A 19,379-nucleotide genomic window follows, 5' to 3' on the forward strand; every position below is an offset into this window, starting at 1 on the left:
TTTATAAAAGTATGAATTAAAGGATACAAGCAAACGAGAAGTAAAAATGTGAATAAGATTACGCAAATAGACGAGTTAGTATTATTTATTTTAGGTTTGGTTTTATGAAGGCCAGGTATAATTAAGAAGCTAACTTTGAACATTACTGAGGGAGTTTAGAAAATAGTGGGGCGATTGACGGGGCTCGAACCCGCGACAACCGGAATCACAATCCGGGGCTCTACCAACTGAGCTACAACCGCCACTACATACACCTTGTTTGGTGTGGCGCGCATAATACATAATATCCCCATGCTTGTGAAGCAAAAAATCAAAAAAATTTAAACTTATTATAAGTATTCTATATTTAAGCTATTGGCAACGGGCAACGGGCAACGGGCAACGGGCAACGGGCAACGGGCAACGGGCAGCCAGAACCCCTAACCCCTTAGTAAAACGTTGTTGCAAACACCTATTAAAGATTTACAATACTACAAACAATACCGCTAAACTGCTTAATAACGCTATCAGGAGTTAATATGGATTCAATACTCAATTGGCTGAATGAAAATTCAGGCTTAATCTTACACTATGGTATTCAAGCAGTTATAGCGCTTGTTATATTTTTACTCGGTGGCCGAATTGCCAAGTTTTGTGCAAATTTAACCGCTAAAGCATTCGACAAGAAGAAAGTAGATGTAGCGGTTTCATCGTTTGTATCTAGTATTGTGTATGCCATTGTATTTGCAGCCACTATTTTAATGGCGCTGTCACAAATTGGTATCGAAACCACGTCATTTATTGCTATTTTAGGTGCCGCAGGTTTAGCGGTTGGCTTAGCACTGCAAGGGTCGCTATCTAACTTTGCATCTGGTGTGCTAATTATTTTACTACGCCCATTTAAATCTGGTGACTACGTTGAAGCTGGCGGTAAAGCCGGTACGATTAAAAAAATTGAAATATTTTCTACTGAAATGCGCACTCCTGACAACAAAGTTATTGTAATGCCCAATTCAAAAATAATGTCAGATGCAATCATTAACTACTCGCGCGAAGCAACGCGTCGCGTTGATCTTGTGATTGGTGTTGGCTACGACGCCGATTTACGTAAAGCAAAAGAAGTACTTAAATCAGTACTAGATAACGAATCACGTATTTTAAAAGATCCTGCATACAACGTATCGGTTTCTGAACTTGCCGATTCAAGCGTTAACTTTATCGTACGCCCTTGGGTTAACTCAGAAGATTACTGGCCAACATACTGGTCGTTAATGGAAAACATTAAAATAGCGTTAGACGACGCTGATATTACCATTCCATTTCCACAAATGGATGTGCATTTGCACAAGCAAGACTAATTTTAAAAAGTTATTAAGGTAATGCTCACGTTAGGTTTGCTAACGTGCGCGCTGCTTTAAAGAGCATGAATATTTTTTACAGGGTTATTTTTTAATGAAACTTAAGCTTTTATCAATTTTAGTAGCAGCCTCAGCTACAACCAGTGCATTTGCATCAGAAGAAGAACAAAAAACCTGGGAAGTAACCAGTGAAGTGGGCGCTATCATTACCAGTGGTAATACCGAAACAACGACCTTAAAAGGTGGTATTAAAGTATTGCATAACTTAGAAAGTTGGAATAACGAGTATAAGTTAGACGGCATCTACAAAGAAGATGAAGTAGAAAACGACGCTGGCACAAAAGAAAAACAGCGTACTAACGAAAAGTACTCTATTTCAGCGCAGGGTAATTACAAATTAAACGAAAAGCATGCTCATTTATTTATTTATGGGTCGCACGTATCTGATTACTTTGGCGCATACCGAAGTGAATCAGTTATTTCAGCGGGTTATGGTTTACGTTTACTAAACGAGACAAACATGAAGCTAAACGCTGAAATTGGTCCGGGTTATAAGTATTTTAAGTATCCAGATATTAGCGAAGAGGTTGATGAAAACGGCAACTCATTAGCGGGTGAATACGAAGGCGAAGTGATTGCCTTAGGTAAAGTAGATTTTAGCTGGAAAATTTCAGACAACGCGCGTTTTACTCAGTTAGTGTCGGTAGAATACGGTGATACTAATACTAAAACCCGTTCAGAAAGCGCATTACTTACTAAAATCAATGGCTCACTGCAAATGAAAGTGGCTTACAATATAACCAACAACTCAGATGTGGCTGATGACAAAGAAGCAACAGATACAGAGACTTCACTAACACTTGTTTACAGTTTTTAAGCATACAAAAAGCATAATAATGGGTAAGCGTGCTTACCCATTTTTTTTATCTATAAAATGGTGTAGTATGCGGCGAATATTTATATTTTTTATCTTTTTTACTAAAGGGAAGCTTTGTGAAGTTAACTAATTTTTTTTCGGCAGTACTATTTTTCAGTATGCTTACCTCTACGTCGGCTATAGGGGCTGAAGAAAGAGTTCAGCCAACTGAACAACAGTTAGAGCAATTTAAAAAATTGCCAGAATCTCAACAGGAAGCTTTAGCAAAAAAATATGGTATAGACTTAAGTGCTTTAAAAAAGTCAAAAGATAAAGATTCTGATGATGAACTTTTAACACCTTCAGTACTTCCTCGAAATAGTAAAACTAAAATAGATGATGAGGAGTTTCAAACTGAAGAAGAGAAATTTAAACCGAAATCAGATGAACCAAAGCCATTTGGGTATGAGCTCTTCTCCGGTGAGCCAACAACATTTACCCCTTCTGAAAATGCTTTAGTTCCAGATAGTTACATTGTAGGGCCTGGCGATACTTTTACTATAAATTTATACGGTAAAGAGTCATCGAGTGAAGAAGTTGAAGTTGATAGAGAGGGGCGTTTAGCAATAGATAAATTGCAGCCAGTGTCTGTTTCGGGTATGCAATACAGTGAAGTAGTTAAACTTATAAAGGTTAAGGTTGAAAAAGAAATGATTGGTGTTGAGCCATTCGTTTCTATGGGAAAAACTAGAAGTATTAGGGTAATGGTTTTAGGTGAAGCTTATCTTGCAGGTGCTTATACCATTCCCGCACTGTCTTCTATCTCACATGCTTTATTTGTAAGTGGCGGTATTTCTGAAATTGGCTCTTTACGTAATATTCAGTTAAAACGAGCTGGTAAAACAATTCAAACTCTCGATTTGTATGATCTGCTAATTCGTGGTGATAGTTCAGATGATGTAATTTTAAAGCCAGGTGACGTAGTTTTTATTCCGACTGTAGGTAAACAGGTTACTGTGGATGGTGAGGTTCGTAGACCAGCTATTTTTGAGTTACAAGATAATGAATCAGTGCATGATTTAATTGAGATGGCAGGTGGCTTTAATGGAGCCGCTTATCCACAAAGAACAGTTGTAGAACGCTATACTGGTAATAGTTTCAAAACAATTCTGCAAATAGACTTAACAAATTCAGATTCTAAATATATTGCTAAAAACGGTGATAAAATAAAGGTACCTTCATCAAGTGAAGAGTTAAACGATGCAGTAACTTTACTCGGTGCTGTAACATATCCAGGTAATTATTCGTGGAGCGAAGGAGATAAAGTTAGCAAACTATTTACCTCGATCAAGAGTGATTTACTTCCGATAGCAGATTATGAATACGCTCTTATAATCAGGGAAGTAAATATCAAAGGTGATATAGAGGTGCATCAATTTTCACCACTTAAAGCGATTGCTAACAATCCTGAGCAAGATATAGAGCTAAAAGCACGTGACAAAGTGGTTGTTTTTAGTCGCTTTCAATCTAAAGAGGATGAGGAAATAGCATTAGACTCATTAGCTTTAACCCAAGAGCAAATTAAATTAAGAGAAAAAATGGCTTTATGGGATGATTTTGAGCAAAAACAATTTTATGAATTTATAGATTTAGGTGACTCCTTAGATAAGGAGCTTGCTGAGCAAGTTGAAAAACAACTTGCCGAAGAAGATAAAAATAGAGTTACCGCAATTACGGAAATTTTAAATAAAAAAGTTGAATTAGAAGATGACGAGTATTCATATTTCAGCAGAGAAAGACTCCTTAAGCCTATACTTGCTAAATTAAATCAGCAGGCGGGTTACAAAAGTAAAGTGCAAATTTACGCAATTCGTGGTGAGGTTTATCATGAAGGGATTTATCCTCGTCCGGTTAATGCCAATATAAATAAGGCAATTGCATCTGCAGGGGGGCTAAAAGAGTCAGCATTTCTTGAAAGTGCAGAGATAACGCGTTTTTCACCAAAAAATGCGGCAATGTTAGAGCATGTTAATATTAATTTAGATGAAGCAGTTAGTAATCCTACAAAAGAAAAGTTTCTGGTCCATAGTAAAGATTCAATCAATGTTTACCCAATACCTAATTGGCAGAAAGGACTAAAAGTAAGCTTATATGGTGAAGTTAAATTTCCTGGTGATTACGATATTCGTAAAGGTGAAAGTTTACGAGAAGTAATAAAAAGGGCTGGAGGGTTTACAGATTATTCTTACCCTGAAGGGGCTGTATTTACACGCGAAAATCTACGTTTTCAACAGCAACAGCAGCTAAACAAGTTGTCAGAAGACTTGCGAAGAGATATTACTTCTAAAAGCTTTAACAGCTCAATCACCGACTCATCGCTGAGTTATGAAGACATGAATAGCTTGATTAATGATTTGGCTAAAGTGAAAGCGGTGGGTCGTTTAGTTATAAATTTACCAGCTATTGTGGAGGGTAAATTAGATATCCCCCTAGAAGATAGCGATACGCTCTATATTCCAAGCAAACAAAACAGTATTAATGTTGTTGGTGAGGTTAACTTCTCTAGCTCACATTTATTTGATTCAGCTTTATCGGTTGATGACTACATCGGTAGAAGTGGTGGCTTTAAGCAGCGTGCAGACGAAGATCGTGTTTACATTATTAAAGCAAGCGGCCTAGTTAAAATACCAAATAATAATTCTTGGTTTGGTGTTGATCGCTCTGAAATACTAGAGCCAGGAGATACAGTCGTGGTGCCATTAGACACAGAGCACGTTGATAACTTAACTTTGTGGAGCACAGCAACACAAATACTTTATCAAATGGGTGTAGCCCTAGCTGCGGTTAGTTCACTGTAAATTATAAAGGTGTATGGAATGAAAATGAAAAAAAACAATGGTTTTACTATGATGGAACTACTCATAGTTATCGTAATCTTAGGACTTTTGGCATCTTTAGTTGCCCCCAAATTTTTCGGTAAATTGAGCACGGCAGAAAGAGGCATTGCAGCGACTCAAATGTCGGCCTTCGAAACAGCTATTGATACATATAGGCTTGATTTGGGTCGATACCCATCAAAATTAGAGCAACTAAGAAGTAGTGATGAGCCTAGATGGGATGGTCCTTACTTACCTAAAGATGTTCCTTTAGATCCATGGGGTAATCCATATGTCTATAGTCTTAATAACGATAAAATTAATCCTTATACTTTAATGTCATACGGTGCTGATGGGAAAGAAGGTGGTGAAGATAATAATGCAGATATAGTGCACCAATGATGACAATTGAACAATTGCTATTAGATAAATTTAATGTAACACAACAAGATTTATCTAAAGCTTTAAATTATCAACAAAAGTATGGTGGTAGAGTTGAACAAATTTTGGTTAATATGGGGAGTCTTCCAGATGATCAAGTTCAACATTTGCTCTCGCTATACTTAGAATTGCCGCTCTTTGATTTATTGGAGTGGCAAGATATAGAGCTGCCAACGCTTAGCTATAAAGAAAAAGAATTTTTACTAAAAAATAACTGGGTATTATTAGATAAAGATACGTGGAGCTTTGCGTGTCTTTACCCATTAAATTTATCTGTAAATAATTGGTTAGCAGAAAATGAGATTTCGGCTCGGTTGTATGTTGCATCAGCAACTGATATTCAAAATTTAGCTACTAAATTAAACATAGATGATGCGTTAGATTCTGATGATCTAGTAACCTCTGACGAAGAAGAAAAGTTAAGAGAGCTTGCATCAGAGGCGCCTACTGTTAACTTGCTTAACTCCTTAATTGGTAAAGCACTGAGACAGGGAGCCTCTGATATGCACTTAGAGCCTTATGAAGGAACCTATCGTGTAAGGTATCGTGTTGATGGCGTATTGCATGAGGTTGAGCGTCTAGCGCCCAAAATGCAATTACCTATAGTAACAAGATTAAAAATACTCTCGGGTATGGATATCGCGGAAAAAAGACGACCACAAGACGGTAAGATCGAGCTAAAAATATCTAATCAAGAAATAGATATCCGTGTTTCTTCTTTACCACTTAACGATGGTGAATCTGTTGTAATGCGCTTTTTGCGTAAAGATAATGTTCGCTATAACATGTCTGTACTAGGTCTATCTAGTGACATAGAAGCGTGTATAAAAGAGGATATAAAAACAACCTCGGGTGTTGTACTTCTAACTGGCCCAACGGGTTCTGGTAAAACAACGACTCTATATACTTTCTTGAATGCGCTTAATAATGACGATGTTAAAATCATAACCTTAGAAGATCCTGTTGAATACCAGCTTCCTGGAATAAATCAGGTGCAAGTTAATAGCGATATTGGTTTTGACTTTTCTGCGGGTCTGCGTTCTATAGTCCGTCAAGATCCTGATATTATAATGCTTGGGGAGATTCGAGATAAAGAAACTGCTCAAATAGCATTGCAATCGGCGCTAACTGGTCACTTAGTTTTTAGTACAGTGCATACAAATGATGCTGCAAGCGCATATACCCGTTTATTGGATCTCGGTGTAGAAGAGTTTTTACTTAATGCTGCACTTGTTTCTATTGTTGCCCAGCGATTAGCACGAAAAATATGCTCCCATTGCTCTGAGCCAGAAGAAGATTCAACATTATTAATCGAGAAGTATAAGCTTAAGGACTTCATAAAACGTTTTGGTATTAAAGCTATAAACTTGCAAAAAGGCAAAGGATGTCAGCACTGCTCTTTCACAGGTTATAAAGGACGGATGGCAGTTACTGAATATTTAGCGTGTGATGATACTATTAAATCCATCCCTAAAGATTCTGATTTTATAAATAAAGCAAAAAAGCATAATAATGATATGCAACGTAGAACATTGATTGAAGATGGCCTTTACAAAGCTGTATTAGGGCAAACAACGATTGCTGAAGTTTTACGGGTGGCAGGCTAAATTATGCTTTTTAAATACAAAGCTTACGACCACTCAGGTGCAAAAAGTGAAGGGGAAACTGAAGCTGATAGCAAGCAAGCAGCTATTACAGCAATTCAAGCAATGGGGTTATTTCCTTCTCATGTAGAAGAAGTAAAAGCAGATGCAATCTCATTATTTAAGAGCAATGCAATTACGCTTGCTGATCTTGAGTTTTTAACTGCAGAACTTAGCCTTTTGCTTGAATCAGGAGTTCGTATAGATAAAGGGATTGATATTATCAGGCGAACTAAAGCTAAAGCATCTTTGGCTAAGTTACTCGATGATTTAAATAAAAAGATAAAAAAGGGTAATAGCTTATCATCTGCTTGTCGAGATTACCCTGAAGTATTTGATGAGTTGTACTGTAACTTAATTGAGCTCGGTGAAGCATCAGGTAATCTGAGTGAAGTGTTTGCCGACTTAGCAAAAGACTTAAAATTTAAAAGAGATCTGCGCAGTAAAATCATAGGCTCACTCACTTATCCAATCGTAATTTTTGCGGTTTGTATAATGAGCGTAGTGTTTATATTTAACTTTATTATACCGAAAATGGCGAGCATGTTTGCAGGGGCTGATGACCTGCCTTGGTATACATCGTTTATGCTTAGTATGAGTGACTGGATGGTCCAATACCAAGGCTTTTTATTTGTGGGCCTCATACTATCTATATTTCTTTGCATTTATTCATTAAAACAACCAAGAATACTTCGGTGGTGGCAAGGGGTATCTTTAAAGTTACCCATTATTTCAAATGCTGTTATAACTATCGAGAGAATCCGCTTCAATAGCGGCTTATCTATGATGCTTAAGTCGGGTATCCCTATAGACAAAGCCCTAGGGCTTTCGGCAGGTAATATTCGTAACTATCATTTGCGCAGAGAGATTGAAATCGCAAAACAAAAAGTAAAAAGAGGTAGTTCACTTTCACCAGCTTTACAGCAAACATCTATATATCCAGCTTTTTTTGTTTCATTACTCGAGGTTGGTGAAGAGTCAGGAAATCTTGAAAGAGTATTTGAAGAAATAGCCAATCGCTCAAGGGTGGACTTTGAAAGTTGGACCGAAAAAATGACTACATTATTAGAACCTTTAATGATACTCATCATGGGGGGGATTGTAGGCGGTGTTGTTGTAATTATGCTACTTAGCATGGTTTCTATGAATGATGTTGGATTATAGTGTTTAAAATTAAAGGTTTTACATTAATCGAACTCATGGTTGTAATGGCTGTAGTCGCACTCCTGGTCGGCTTAGTGGGGCCATTGACTATGCAGCAGCTAGACAAAGCACAAGCTAAGGCTGAGTTACTAAATTTAAAAAGAGAGTTAGTAGCAGTAAGTCAAAGAGCTTTTTTTTCAGATATGCAATTAACGGCTAAATTAGCAGGAAAAGAGCTTAGTGTGTTTTCTGAAGATAACCAAACAATCATTTATAACAAAAACTTTGACTACCTTTTTTTTCAACCGCAAGAGATCGTGTTTAATAATATTGGTTTTGTCTCCTTGACTTCTATAAATGCAAACTACCGAGACGAGCCTTTAACTATAAATTTAAACGACTTAATAAATAAACCTTACGCATTTAACCAAAATAATGTGGGCTTCTGACATGCAGTACACAAAGAAACAGTCAGGATTTACGCTTATAGAAGTGCTTGTCGCGAGTGTTATATTATTTTCATCAATTGCTATTGTAGGTGTTGTTTATAAAGGGGTATTGGTTTCAACAGTAAAAGCAGAAAAGCATATGCATTTAACGAGTGTTGTCTCTACGGCTGTTGATAAAATAGAAAGAAAATTAAAAACCATCGGTAATAGCGCTCAACAGGAAGATTCTGGGACTTTTGTTCTTCTAGGTGTTACAGCAAATTGGCATGCAGTACTTGTGCAAAGTAAGTCACCCCCTGATTTATTTGATCCTGACTCAGGCAAATCTGTACAAATTGAGAAAAAATATAATCTCTGGCGAGTCGAGCTAAAGCTTAATTATAAAGGAACATCGCAAGTTTATAACTTTTCAGGATTAAACTGGAGTGATTAAAGTGCAATCGAAAGGTTTTACACTTATAGAGTTGTTAATTACCATTTCTATTTTAAGTGCCTTAATTTTTACCGGCACCTTCAGCTATCAAATGTTAGCTAATCGATGGCAAGAAGAAGTGGGTACTTATAATAAAACGCTTGCAAATAGTAAGGGAATTTCATTACTTTCCAGAATACTGCATGGTGTAGCCCCGTATATTATTATTGATGAAAGAGAAAATAAAAGGCCAGGTCTGCTTTTTGTTGGCAATGAAAATAAGCTTTTTGGAGTGACGCAACAAGGGTTGTTTTCTGGTAAATACCCTGAAATTTTTAGGTTAACATTAGAGCAACAAGAAAATAAAAAGTATAATTTAATTTACCAGTCAGTCAGTACTAAAAACCAGTCTATTTTTACTACTCAGCAAGAAATCGCATTTGAACATAACTACTTGCTACTTGAAAACATAGATGAACTTGTCTTTTCCTACCGAGGTTGGGATAACTTGCCCTCTATGTCCATACAAAAAGAAGCACAAGAGCAACCAAAAGTAACAAATGAATACTCAGGCATTAATAAGCAGTTGTTACCTTTAAATATAATGACTACGTTAACAATTAACTCAGAAACAATGATGATCGAGGTTGACTCTGGCAGAGATTCGCTGCAGCATACCACCCTATATTTAGGAAATAACTCATGAATCAAGCCGCAGGTATCGCGCTGATTCAAGTGCTACTGATTACTGCATTATTGTCGGTGTTTGCTCTATTTTTGAATCAAGGAGCATCTAGGCATATTCACCTTTCTATGCTTGCTCAACAAAGAGCTGAGGCTGAAATATTATTGCACTCAGCTAAAAATGAGCTGTTATATACATTGTTAACTGAGTCTCTGTTATACCCTGCAATTGGTAGTAGCGAGAGCATTTCGCAAACCGCGAGTAGAGCAATACAGGACAAATGGAATTTTCATAACCAGGCATTTCCATTGTCAGAAAATGTAAAAATAAAAATTCAAGATCAATCCGCATTACTGAATGTAAACTTTTTTCCAAGCGCTCGTTTAGTCAAACTATTAACATCTTCTGGAGCCTCTCCCAAAAGAGCAAAGCAAATAACGGACACCTTGCTAGATTGGCTTGATGCTGATAACATCCCTCGAGAACTAGGCAATGATAGCTTTATGTCAAGTAATATCCGAAACGGCAAAATAGTTGATATAACAGAGATAGAAAAAGCGCTTGTTTTAACCGAAGATGAAAAAAAAGTACTATATAGTAACTTGAGTGTTTTCTCGCGGGGCGATTTAAATATTATGTCTGCTAGTAAAGAGCTTATAGCCTCTATGAGTACACTAGAAAAGGCAGAGTTTGTTACCCAGTTACGCGAGCAAGGTAAATTAAATATTGGTGACTTTAAAGAATATACCGGCATTGAATATCAAGACGGTATAAGGTTTGCATCTTCGAATAGACTTGGTGTTCAGCTGCTTATAAACTATAAAAATATTTCACTGAGTAAAAACTTTGTATTAAAAATTTCTCCTTATGCAAAAAACAAGACTCCCCCCTACGACTTACTGTTAGAGCGCAACTAATCATTATGTTTTTAAATGTTAACTCAATAAAACAGCGGATACGCGGTTTATTAAAATCCTTATGGCGTTTTGTTGGCTACTATGACGGAAATTTTTATCAGTTTGTTTACACTGAACAAGAAGGTCTTACTTTAGAGCCGATTAAAAATAAGAAGAAGCCTAAAATATTGATCATTTCATGTGGCAGCTATGCAGAGGAGCATATGTCACTCCCAGTGGTAGATAAAAAAGAGCTACGACAACTACTAAAGCTTCAAACCGAAGTTAACCAAGCTACTTTAGTGTGCGAAATTCAATCTGATAAAAGCATAGTGAATCGCTGGCAGTTACCTGATTTTAAATACCATCCTTTTTTCATAATTCCTGAGTCAGTTTTAATTACTAAAAAGTGCCGAGAGAGTGAAGCGTTAGTAGTTGAGGAAGGGGTTAATTCGACTATTTTTGCTTTAATTGGCAAAGTAACATATAGCGGCCAATTGAAAGGAGTGATTAATACAGCTAAACGCTTCGCTATGTCGGTGGGCATGCAATTAGAAACAACAACAACGCTCAGTCAAAAAGGCAAACTAGCACGTTTTGAAAGTGGCATTAAACAATTAACTTTTAAAGAGCTAGTTGCGTTCACCTCACTTAAAGCTAAAGCGGATAAAAGTAAACTTTTAGTCAGTCTTTCATTACCAGCTGTCGCTATTGTTAGTGCTTATCTACTGGTTAGCTCATTGTTTTTAATATTAAAAACAGAATACCTAGATTATCAAACCTCTACTATCGAACAGCAGCTAGGCGAACTCCTGAGGTTACAATCTGAAGTTGAAGAGCAGCAGGCAAGCTACCTTTCCTATATTGAGATACTTAACAATCAAACTGATTATACAGGGCTGCTAGTGTCACTTATCCCAGTTTTTGAACAAGTTAGGTTAACAAGCGTTATTTATGAAAATGGTCGTTATATCGTAAGGGGTGAAATTGAAAAAGCATCTGACTTCTTAGATTTAATTGCCGCAGAACCAAATGTTGATGATGCTAAATTTGATTTCGCAGTCATAAAAAGTAGAGCAAGAGAGCGCTTTGTTATTAGCTTTAAACTCGCTGAAAAATTAATAATACCTGAAAATGAAGAACCTACCTTAGAGGAGCCAGAACAAAATGGCTGAGTTAAAAAAGCATGCGCTCGCTTTATACCTTATAGGTGTACTTATTTTACTAAAATTTATACTTGTGCCTGTTATTGATTGGCAAGACAGTGTAATAGCAGAGCATCAACTTAAACAAAGAAAGCTAAGCAAAGCTAATACGTTACTTAACAACAAAGCAACGTTGCAAGAGCAAGCCGCTAATTTAGAAGAAAAACTGCTAAATGTCGCCCCGTATTTTTATTCTTGGCAAGAAGAGAGTGTATTTAAACGCGAACAACAACAAATAATTGAAACAGAGCTTGCAAAGTTTGACCTACGTAGTAAGCGAATTGGTTGGAAAGAGAGTTTTCCCACTGATGGGCAAAAAGTGATTAAATATAATATTGAATATTCATTTGAGGGTAGCGGTTATCAAGTTATAAATTACTTAGTCGCATTAAAAAAACATCAATATTTAACTGATACACCACAAACAAACTTCTCATTTCGTGGGCAAGGTGCGGGCAAGCTAGGTATTATCTCAGTATTCCTAAGTCGTAATTATTATATGCAACTAGAGGGGAGTAACCTAGATGATAAATAAACATGACCTCTTATTAAGGGTAAAAGAGCCTGTTATTATCGCCAGTGTTGTAGTTGCACTGATGTGGATTGTAAATGATTTATCAGTACGTATTATTAAGCCTATTTCTAATAAAGCTGAGATTAATGAAGTTTCAATAGAGCAAGCAAAGGTTAAAAATAATATTACAGCCCAAGAGGGCGCTAAGTTAATAGCCTTGTATGACGTTTATAAACCCAATGCCACAGAAGACACTGCAGCCTCAGAACCTGAAGGTTTAACCAAGGAGCAGCAACTAAGGCAAAGTGGCTTATTAACCGAGGTATTTATTGATAACAACAAGCTGACTTTAAAAGCGATTATTCAATTGCAGCAAACAAATAAAAAAGTGGCACTTATTGATGTGATGAATATTAAAGAACAGCAGCATGAACTAAAACGCTTTGACGATCAAAATCAAGTGTACGGTTATACACTCGAAGTATTAAATAATACCCAAGTAAAACTAACTGCTCAACATGAGCAGCAAACGCAAGAAATTATATTATCTATGTTTAAAGACATTGCGCCTGCAACTAAGAGTCAATAAAGGTTTATTATGAAAAATGTTCACTTTTCAAGCCTGTGTGTAGTAACCAGCTTTGCTTTGGTTGCATGTACAACAACGAATCAAGAAATTCAATCCAACGTTTTCGAGCCAAAAACGTCATACTTAAAAACGAATGATAAAGTAGTCACTGTTGAAAATGCAGAATTAGTTGACGGCAAGAAAAAACAACAACTACAACAGCAAAGTGGTCGGTTTAATTATGTTGAAGGATTTAAAACACCAGAACAAAAAGCGCAGGTTACTGACGATGTGATAGAGCAGTTTAGTGATAAGCGTGAATTAAAAATAGCCTCTGATGGGCTTACGCTTCAAGATTACCTGCACCAAGTGTTAGGTGAACAACTTGCAGTGAGCTATATACTGGCTGATGATATAAAAAATGATACGCAAACGGTTACTTTAAATATTCAACAATCATTAACTGAACGTAAGTTATACCTTTTAACTGAAAAGCTATTAGATGAGCGCGGTTATACAGTGCGTTTTAGTGATAATATTTTTTACATCCATAAAAAAGATAATAACACCGGTAATAAAGACGTTACCTATGGGTACGGTAATAAAGTATCAGATATTCCGCAAACATCTGGCGAAATCGTGCAGATGGTGCCTTATGAGTATGGCCTGCAAATGTCTATGAGTAACACCTTAAGACAAATGATAGGGGTTAAGTCATCAACTGATACCGATCGTAATAGCATTAATGTTTTTGGTAAACGTAATGAAATAATAAAGGCATTAGAGCTAATACAATTACTTGATCGCCCATCGCTTGTTAATCGTCGAATTGGTATTTATGAATCCACTTACGTCAATGGTATGGAGCTGCTTGATAAGCTGACTGAGTTATTAAAGCAAGAGGGCATTAAGTTTGGTACAGGTAGCGATACCTCAAGCGCGGTAACTGCAGTTAACATTGAAAAGCAGGGTAAAATAGTTTTTTTTGCTAACAGTGAAGCGCTAATAGAGCGCGCAGTATACTGGGCAAAACAAATAGATAAACCCATAGACAGCGCCGAAAAGCAGTACTTTATTTATCAGCCACAATACTCTCGCGCTCTAGATATGGGGGAAAGTTTAGAGGCGTTAATTGGTGGCGGTAGTGCTCGTTTAAGTAACACCACCTCAGCCTCTAGTGAAAACAGTAACACACCAAGACGCAGAGGGGCATTAAGTGCCAGCTCAGATGATTTAAAAATGGTGATTGATGAGCGCTCAAACTCGGTGATATTTTTTACCACCGGCGAAAAGTATCAACAGTTATTACCACTCGTTAAACGCTTAGATATTTTACCAAAGCAAATTATGCTAGAAGTGGTCATTGCTGAAGTATCGCTTACTGACGAATTTAAACGCGGCGTTGAATTTGCTTTAAAAAGCAAAGGTCGTTATAGCGCCTCAACCTCGGGTGCCTTTATGGGTGATACAGGAACATTTGGAGGCTTAACCTACGCACTAACCAGCGGGGTAGACGCTCTAAATATTAGTTTATTTCAAAGTAACTCGTTAGTACGCATACTTTCGCGTCCTTCATTAGTGGTGCGAGACGGCGTGAATGCCAATATTAGTATAGGCACTGATATTCCTATTGTTGGCTCAACCACCAGTGCACCGCTTGACGATGCAGGCAGGCAAACCACCACGATTGAATACCGTAAAACGGGTGTGCAACTCGGTGTTACCCCCACAGTGAACGCCCAAGGGATAGTACTGATGGAAATAGACCAAAAAATCTCTAACCAAGTTAAAAATGGCTCTACGTTATCGGGTAACCCAAGTGTATTTGAGCGCACGATAAAAACTGAGGTCGTGGCACAAAGTGGCGAAACCATTATTTTAGGCGGTTTAATTAGCGAAAACAGAACCACACAAGATTCATCAGTGCCGTTTTTTTCAAGCATTCCAATTTTAGGTGAGTTATTTAAAGCCGATACTATTGATGGCGATAAAACAGAGTTAGTATTAATGGTCACCCCTCGGGTGATTGAAAACGCATCAGAGTGGGATGATTTAAAACAGCAATTTGAATCGTCATTTAGTAACTTAAAAATTAACTAGTTAAACTTAGGTTTACTTGGCCAAGTTTATTATTGGTTTTATATAGTTAAACACAATAATTGGCTCGTTTAAAAGTATGGTTTTTTGTAGCAAAGCTAGTTTTTTTTGCTCAACTACCTTATATTGCAAAGGTTAATAACGCCATAACGTAGTGCACCATTAACGTTAGTTAATGTTAGTCATAAATTTGTCATGTGCTTTTTATACTATGTGCGCTTTATGCATTATAAATGCCTTTAATTAGCTGAAAAAATAGCCTATTTTTTATGGTTTTAATTAAGCTGAAAAGGTTGATTAGTTTAAAAAAGTTAAGTACACTCGTTTGGCGTTAACAAGTTTGTTAATTGCATGTTGTTCAATTTGTATCATTTAAACTAGTTTGTTTAAGGGAATACCTTTTGATTGCAAATTGAACAGTCAAACAATTACTAGTTGACATTAAAGGGTTAATATCTATACGCTTTAATTGTTTGGCTGTTGCTTAGGCGACGGCCTAAGTAAAATAAAAATATGTGGGTTAGCAGTTAACAAATTAATAAACTGTTATCCCAGTTTCATGAAACTTAAGGAAATGAAATTATGTTTAAGAAAACTCTACTAGCATTAGCTGTAGCTGGTGTATCTATCACTGCTACTGCTGCAACAGTTAAAACTGGCGTATCTGCTGATGCTACAACTGCTGCTGATGCTGCAACCGCTCTTGTTAAGCGCATTGGTGATAAAAAGTCAGGCCTTGGTGTTGATAATGTTTTTGGTGGTGCTACTGATGATAACTGTGAACAGTTAGCCACTGAATATAGTGCTACAGTAATCGAAACAGCAACTATTACTACAGGTAGTGATCACACTGCTACGTTTGGTACTGCTACTAAAGGTAACACAAATAATGTTGTTGAATATACAGCAGCTAAAGCTTGTACAGTTTATTTAGCGGCTGAAACGTCTTCAGCTACTACTAAAGACGGTGTTGAGTACTCAACAGTTAAAGCTATCGAAATCAAGCCAGTAGTTGTTGCTGGTATTGGTGGTTACAAAGACGAAGATACACTAACATTCAAAATCTCTGGTGCTAAATTAGATACTTCTAAAACAGTTTCTCCTCAGATTGTTGTTGATACACTAGGTACTTCAACAGGTAACGTTACATTCGACGTGCTAGATATCGAAGAAGACCAAGTTCGTTTCACTGTTCAAGGTGCTAACGCTCAAAACGATTTCGTACGTGGCGGTGCTGCATTACAACTAAGTGGTTTATTCTTAGACTCTACTGGTCTTAGCAACTCTACTTCAGTAACAATTAACTCATTTGCTACTAACACATCTGGTACTCAGTTTGACGTAGCAAAAGCTGCTGTAATTACTACGCTTGTACCACAGTACTCAGCTGAAGTAACTACTGCTTTTGACGCTGACATCGATGTTGGTAAAGATCGTCAAGAATTTGCTAACGGCACTGGCGATACACTTACTCTTAAAGTAGAGAAAAACACAGATAACCTAGAGCTAGTACCGGCTACTGCTACTTACGTTATTGCTGGTGATTTCTCTTGGATGCTTGATGATGACATCGATGCAAACGAAGATGGTAAATTATCTTCTACTGAAATCGGTTCAGCTGTAGCATACGCTGGTACTAACGATACTGTAGCTAGTTACGCACTTAACTCTACTAATACTGAGTTAACAGTTAAAACTACTGTAGTTGCTCCTGTTGATGCTGCTCCTGCATTCACTTTCACAGTACCTGGTTACGACCAAGGTAAACTTGAAAACGTAATGATTCCAGTACAGTCTTTCACAGCTAAAGTAGACGTGTTAAGCGACAAGTCTATCGGTAGCGGTGCAGCTAACATGCCAGCTCTAGCTGCATCTTCAGCAGGTGCTTGGGAACTTAACGGTTCAGTAGTAGTACTACCATACATTCCGTTTGGTCCTAACACGCAACCAATCTTACGCCACACAAATGCGGGAACTCGCGTTGGTGATGTAAGCATGCGTTACATGATCGAAGGCGAAGACGTAACTTGGAAAGCACTTCCAGCTGCTAGCTTAAAAGATGTTAAACCAGGTGTTCGTAACATCCTTTCACTTGTAACTGACGCGCTTAAAGCTGAAGGCTACGATGCATCTGCAACTGGCTTTAAAGCAGCAATCGAAGTTGTTACTAACGTTCCTTCACGTGACGTTCACGTGTTTGCAGGCGCTAAAGTAGATAGCTCTGATTCTTCACGCATCAACTTAGGTTCTTACAAAACTAACAACTAATATTAGTTGTATTTTGTAAATAAAAAGCGGGCTTATGCCCGCTTTTTTTATGTTAATAAATAATAGGTTTTAATATGGCCATCGACTTAATTAATGATTTAATCACTAAAAAAAAATATAAAAAAGCGCAGCAATTAATTAAAAAACACCTTAAACAACACGGTGAGTCATTGGAATTATTGGAGCTAGAAGCCCATTGCTGCTTTTATTTAAAGCAACTTAAACAAAGTGTGATTATTTATAAAAAGCTACTTAATTACTCTGTAAGCAATGCAACAAGAGTTGGTTTTTTAAATAACTTAGCTGTTACTTATAATCAGTTAAAGCAGCCAGATTTAATCCTCGATACCTACAAACAATCAATTAATTTAGACCCAAGTGCAAACAATGCTTTTGCCCGTGAGCAATACTGCATAACGGCAATTCAAAATAACCAGCCAAGCGACGTACTTGACTATATTGACCCTTTGCTGAGTCTTGCCGATTACTCAGATAATGCGCATATAATGAAACTAGACGCCGCAATACAGGTAGGTAATATTCAAGCAGTTGAAAGTACATTAAAAAAACTACAACTAATACTTAGTAGTTTTAAAGATACACATGTCACCTTGTTAATGAATGTGCTTAAAAAGCATGGCTATAATGAGCAATTAAAGACCTTGTTAGTGGCAAATAAGGCGCGGTTTGCTGCTATGCCTTGGTATGATGAGCTGATGAGTGAGCAGCCAAAAACCACGACAGAACGAGTTACCCCCCAGCGTGAAAACTATCGCGTTGAAGGAAGTAATAAAATACTAGTAAAGCAAATAAACAAGTTAATCAATACCAATGAACAAGCAGGGGCATTTTTTAGCCCGCTAATTGATATTGTGGCAAACGAACATGGTTTATCGATTAAAACCCCTTATCCGGTAATTAAAAATACCCCCTTAATTAATATACCGCTTACCTGTATGCCATTATTGTGTGATTATGATTTAACGGTAAATAATAATAACCTATTGTGTAAGCCACACAATCAACAATGCAATTCTGCTGCTAATGATACTATGGCACTAATGGTAGACATTTATAATCAAACTAATAAGTTAAAAGAGTGGCAGCAAAGCTCAGTGTTTTTTAGCTTGGCAAATCATCCAGAACTTTTGAGTAGTTTGGTGGCGGGGAAAAAACATGTATTTAAAATAATGAATTTTTATAAGCTACAGCTTGAAAATAAAAAAGATAAGTTATTGTTAGACAGCTTTCTTGGCGCACGGATATTTGGCTATAAAAAAGAACAATTAGCGCGTCAAAATATTAAAGTAGAAGGCGATTCTGAAGCTGGGCTATTATCGGTAATCGATTTTATTAACCATCGTTTAGCTTCAAGTTACTATCAAGATAGCAGTCAAGGAATAGGTATTAGCTCACCAGCAGGACAAGGTGAAAATGATGAGTTATTCGTACAATACAACTATTTTGATCCGCTAAGTACGCTATTAATTTATGGCTTTGTTGATTTGAGCTCACCTTTTTTGTTTAGCGTACCTGTTAACATGCAATTGGCCGATGGGCGGGAAGCGCAGGTTTTGGGTAATAACCCGTTTGGCAATGAGACGGTGTCTGCTAGCGCAAAACATTTGGCCAAATATGTCCCTAACATTATAAAAATAGACAAAGGCATTACACTTGATAGTTTATCTATCCCTGATTTAACGAATATAAACCAATTACGAGACGTGCTTACAACGGTTGTGAAAAGTGTCGCTTTAAATGATAACTTAACAGACTCTGCGTTAATGGCTGAAGTGTACTCACTTGAAAAGCAACTGTTACAACTAAACTTAAAATATTGGCACCATTTAGAACAGTTGTTTAATCAGCAAGATAACGTGCCCGTAATAGCAACTGAGCAGCTTGAGTCATTGATTGGTTTTGCTAAAAAACACATTAGCCAATACGCAAATCATTTTGGTACTGCTTTGTTTTAATAAACAAGTCCCT

Annotated in this window: 15 protein-coding genes, 1 tRNA gene and 2 pseudogenes; 17 read left to right on the forward strand and 1 reads right to left on the reverse strand. The window is 37.0% G+C overall.

Annotated features, from left to right (window positions below; genetic code table 11):
- Positions 1 to 166: 166 nt before the first annotated feature.
- Positions 167 to 242 (reverse strand) — tRNA-His (locus tag FHG08_RS05825).
- A 276-nt stretch (positions 243 to 518) separates the two neighbouring features.
- Here FHG08_RS05825 and FHG08_RS05830 point away from each other — a divergent pair.
- From FHG08_RS05830 to FHG08_RS05905, 17 genes and pseudogenes are all read left to right on the forward strand, one after another.
- The gene (locus FHG08_RS05830) at positions 519 to 1,337 is read left to right on the forward strand and encodes a mechanosensitive ion channel family protein (protein WP_010390598.1); all 819 of its coding nucleotides are present in this window, start codon (positions 519 to 521) and stop codon (positions 1,335 to 1,337) included.
- Positions 1,338 to 1,431: 94 nt separating this feature from the next.
- Positions 1,432 to 2,214, forward strand: a complete 783-nt coding sequence (locus FHG08_RS05835; protein ID WP_138609581.1) for a YdiY family protein — start codon at positions 1,432 to 1,434, stop codon at positions 2,212 to 2,214.
- Positions 2,215 to 2,330: 116 nt separating this feature from the next.
- Positions 2,331 to 5,051 (forward strand): SLBB domain-containing protein, encoded by a 2,721-nt coding sequence (locus tag FHG08_RS05840; RefSeq protein ID WP_256872126.1) that lies wholly within the window; start codon positions 2,331 to 2,333, stop codon positions 5,049 to 5,051.
- Positions 5,052 to 5,075: 24 nt separating this feature from the next.
- Positions 5,076 to 5,471 (forward strand): type II secretion system major pseudopilin GspG, encoded by a 396-nt coding sequence (gene gspG / locus FHG08_RS05845; RefSeq protein ID WP_178956832.1) that lies wholly within the window; start codon positions 5,076 to 5,078, stop codon positions 5,469 to 5,471.
- 113 nt (positions 5,472 to 5,584) lie between these two features.
- Positions 5,585 to 6,763, forward strand: a pseudogene (locus FHG08_RS05850) (GspE/PulE family protein); the annotation flags it as partial.
- A gap of 136 nt (positions 6,764 to 6,899) precedes the next feature.
- Positions 6,900 to 6,953 (forward strand): annotated as a pseudogene (locus FHG08_RS19235) (hypothetical protein); the annotation flags it as partial.
- Between the two features lie 167 nt (positions 6,954 to 7,120).
- Positions 7,121 to 8,317, forward strand: coding sequence for a type II secretion system F family protein (locus FHG08_RS05855; protein WP_218651583.1), 1,197 nt, complete (start codon positions 7,121 to 7,123; stop codon positions 8,315 to 8,317).
- Complete coding sequence (locus tag FHG08_RS05860; RefSeq protein WP_198522502.1) at positions 8,317 to 8,745, forward strand: prepilin-type N-terminal cleavage/methylation domain-containing protein; 429 nt, start codon at positions 8,317 to 8,319, stop codon at positions 8,743 to 8,745. The genes FHG08_RS05855 and FHG08_RS05860 overlap by 1 nt, the downstream gene beginning before the upstream one ends.
- 1 nt (position 8,746) lies before the next feature.
- Entirely contained in the window at positions 8,747 to 9,178 is a 432-nt protein-coding gene (locus FHG08_RS05865; protein ID WP_178954870.1) for a prepilin-type N-terminal cleavage/methylation domain-containing protein, read from the forward strand.
- 1 nt (position 9,179) lies between these two features.
- The gene (locus tag FHG08_RS05870) at positions 9,180 to 9,863 is read left to right on the forward strand and encodes a prepilin-type N-terminal cleavage/methylation domain-containing protein (protein WP_178954872.1); all 684 of its coding nucleotides are present in this window, start codon (positions 9,180 to 9,182) and stop codon (positions 9,861 to 9,863) included.
- Entirely contained in the window at positions 9,860 to 10,759 is a 900-nt protein-coding gene (locus tag FHG08_RS05875; RefSeq protein WP_178954881.1) for a general secretion pathway protein GspK, read from the forward strand. Before FHG08_RS05870 ends, FHG08_RS05875 begins: the two co-directional genes overlap by 4 nt.
- A 5-nt stretch (positions 10,760 to 10,764) precedes the next feature.
- Positions 10,765 to 11,913 (forward strand): hypothetical protein, encoded by a 1,149-nt coding sequence (locus FHG08_RS05880; protein WP_178954883.1) that lies wholly within the window; start codon positions 10,765 to 10,767, stop codon positions 11,911 to 11,913.
- Complete coding sequence (locus FHG08_RS05885; RefSeq protein ID WP_178954885.1) at positions 11,906 to 12,478, forward strand: hypothetical protein; 573 nt, start codon at positions 11,906 to 11,908, stop codon at positions 12,476 to 12,478. The genes FHG08_RS05880 and FHG08_RS05885 overlap by 8 nt, the downstream gene beginning before the upstream one ends.
- Positions 12,468 to 13,046: a hypothetical protein gene (locus FHG08_RS05890; protein ID WP_178954887.1), complete on the forward strand. Its 579-nt coding sequence runs from the start codon at positions 12,468 to 12,470 to the stop codon at positions 13,044 to 13,046. Before FHG08_RS05885 ends, FHG08_RS05890 begins: the two co-directional genes overlap by 11 nt.
- Positions 13,047 to 13,055: 9 nt before the next feature.
- A complete protein-coding gene (locus FHG08_RS05895) occupies positions 13,056 to 15,125 on the forward strand; it encodes a secretin N-terminal domain-containing protein (RefSeq protein ID WP_178954889.1) in 2,070 nt (689 codons plus the stop codon).
- 579 nt (positions 15,126 to 15,704) lie between these two features.
- Positions 15,705 to 17,390 (forward strand): hypothetical protein, encoded by a 1,686-nt coding sequence (locus tag FHG08_RS05900; RefSeq protein WP_178954891.1) that lies wholly within the window; start codon positions 15,705 to 15,707, stop codon positions 17,388 to 17,390.
- Between the two features lie 74 nt (positions 17,391 to 17,464).
- Complete coding sequence (locus FHG08_RS05905; RefSeq protein WP_178954893.1) at positions 17,465 to 19,366, forward strand: lipopolysaccharide assembly protein LapB; 1,902 nt, start codon at positions 17,465 to 17,467, stop codon at positions 19,364 to 19,366.
- Positions 19,367 to 19,379: the final 13 nt, after the last annotated feature.

Origin of the sequence: Pseudoalteromonas sp. Scap03 (genome assembly GCF_013393115.1) — a bacterium.
Lineage (GTDB): Bacteria > Pseudomonadota > Gammaproteobacteria > Enterobacterales > Alteromonadaceae > Pseudoalteromonas.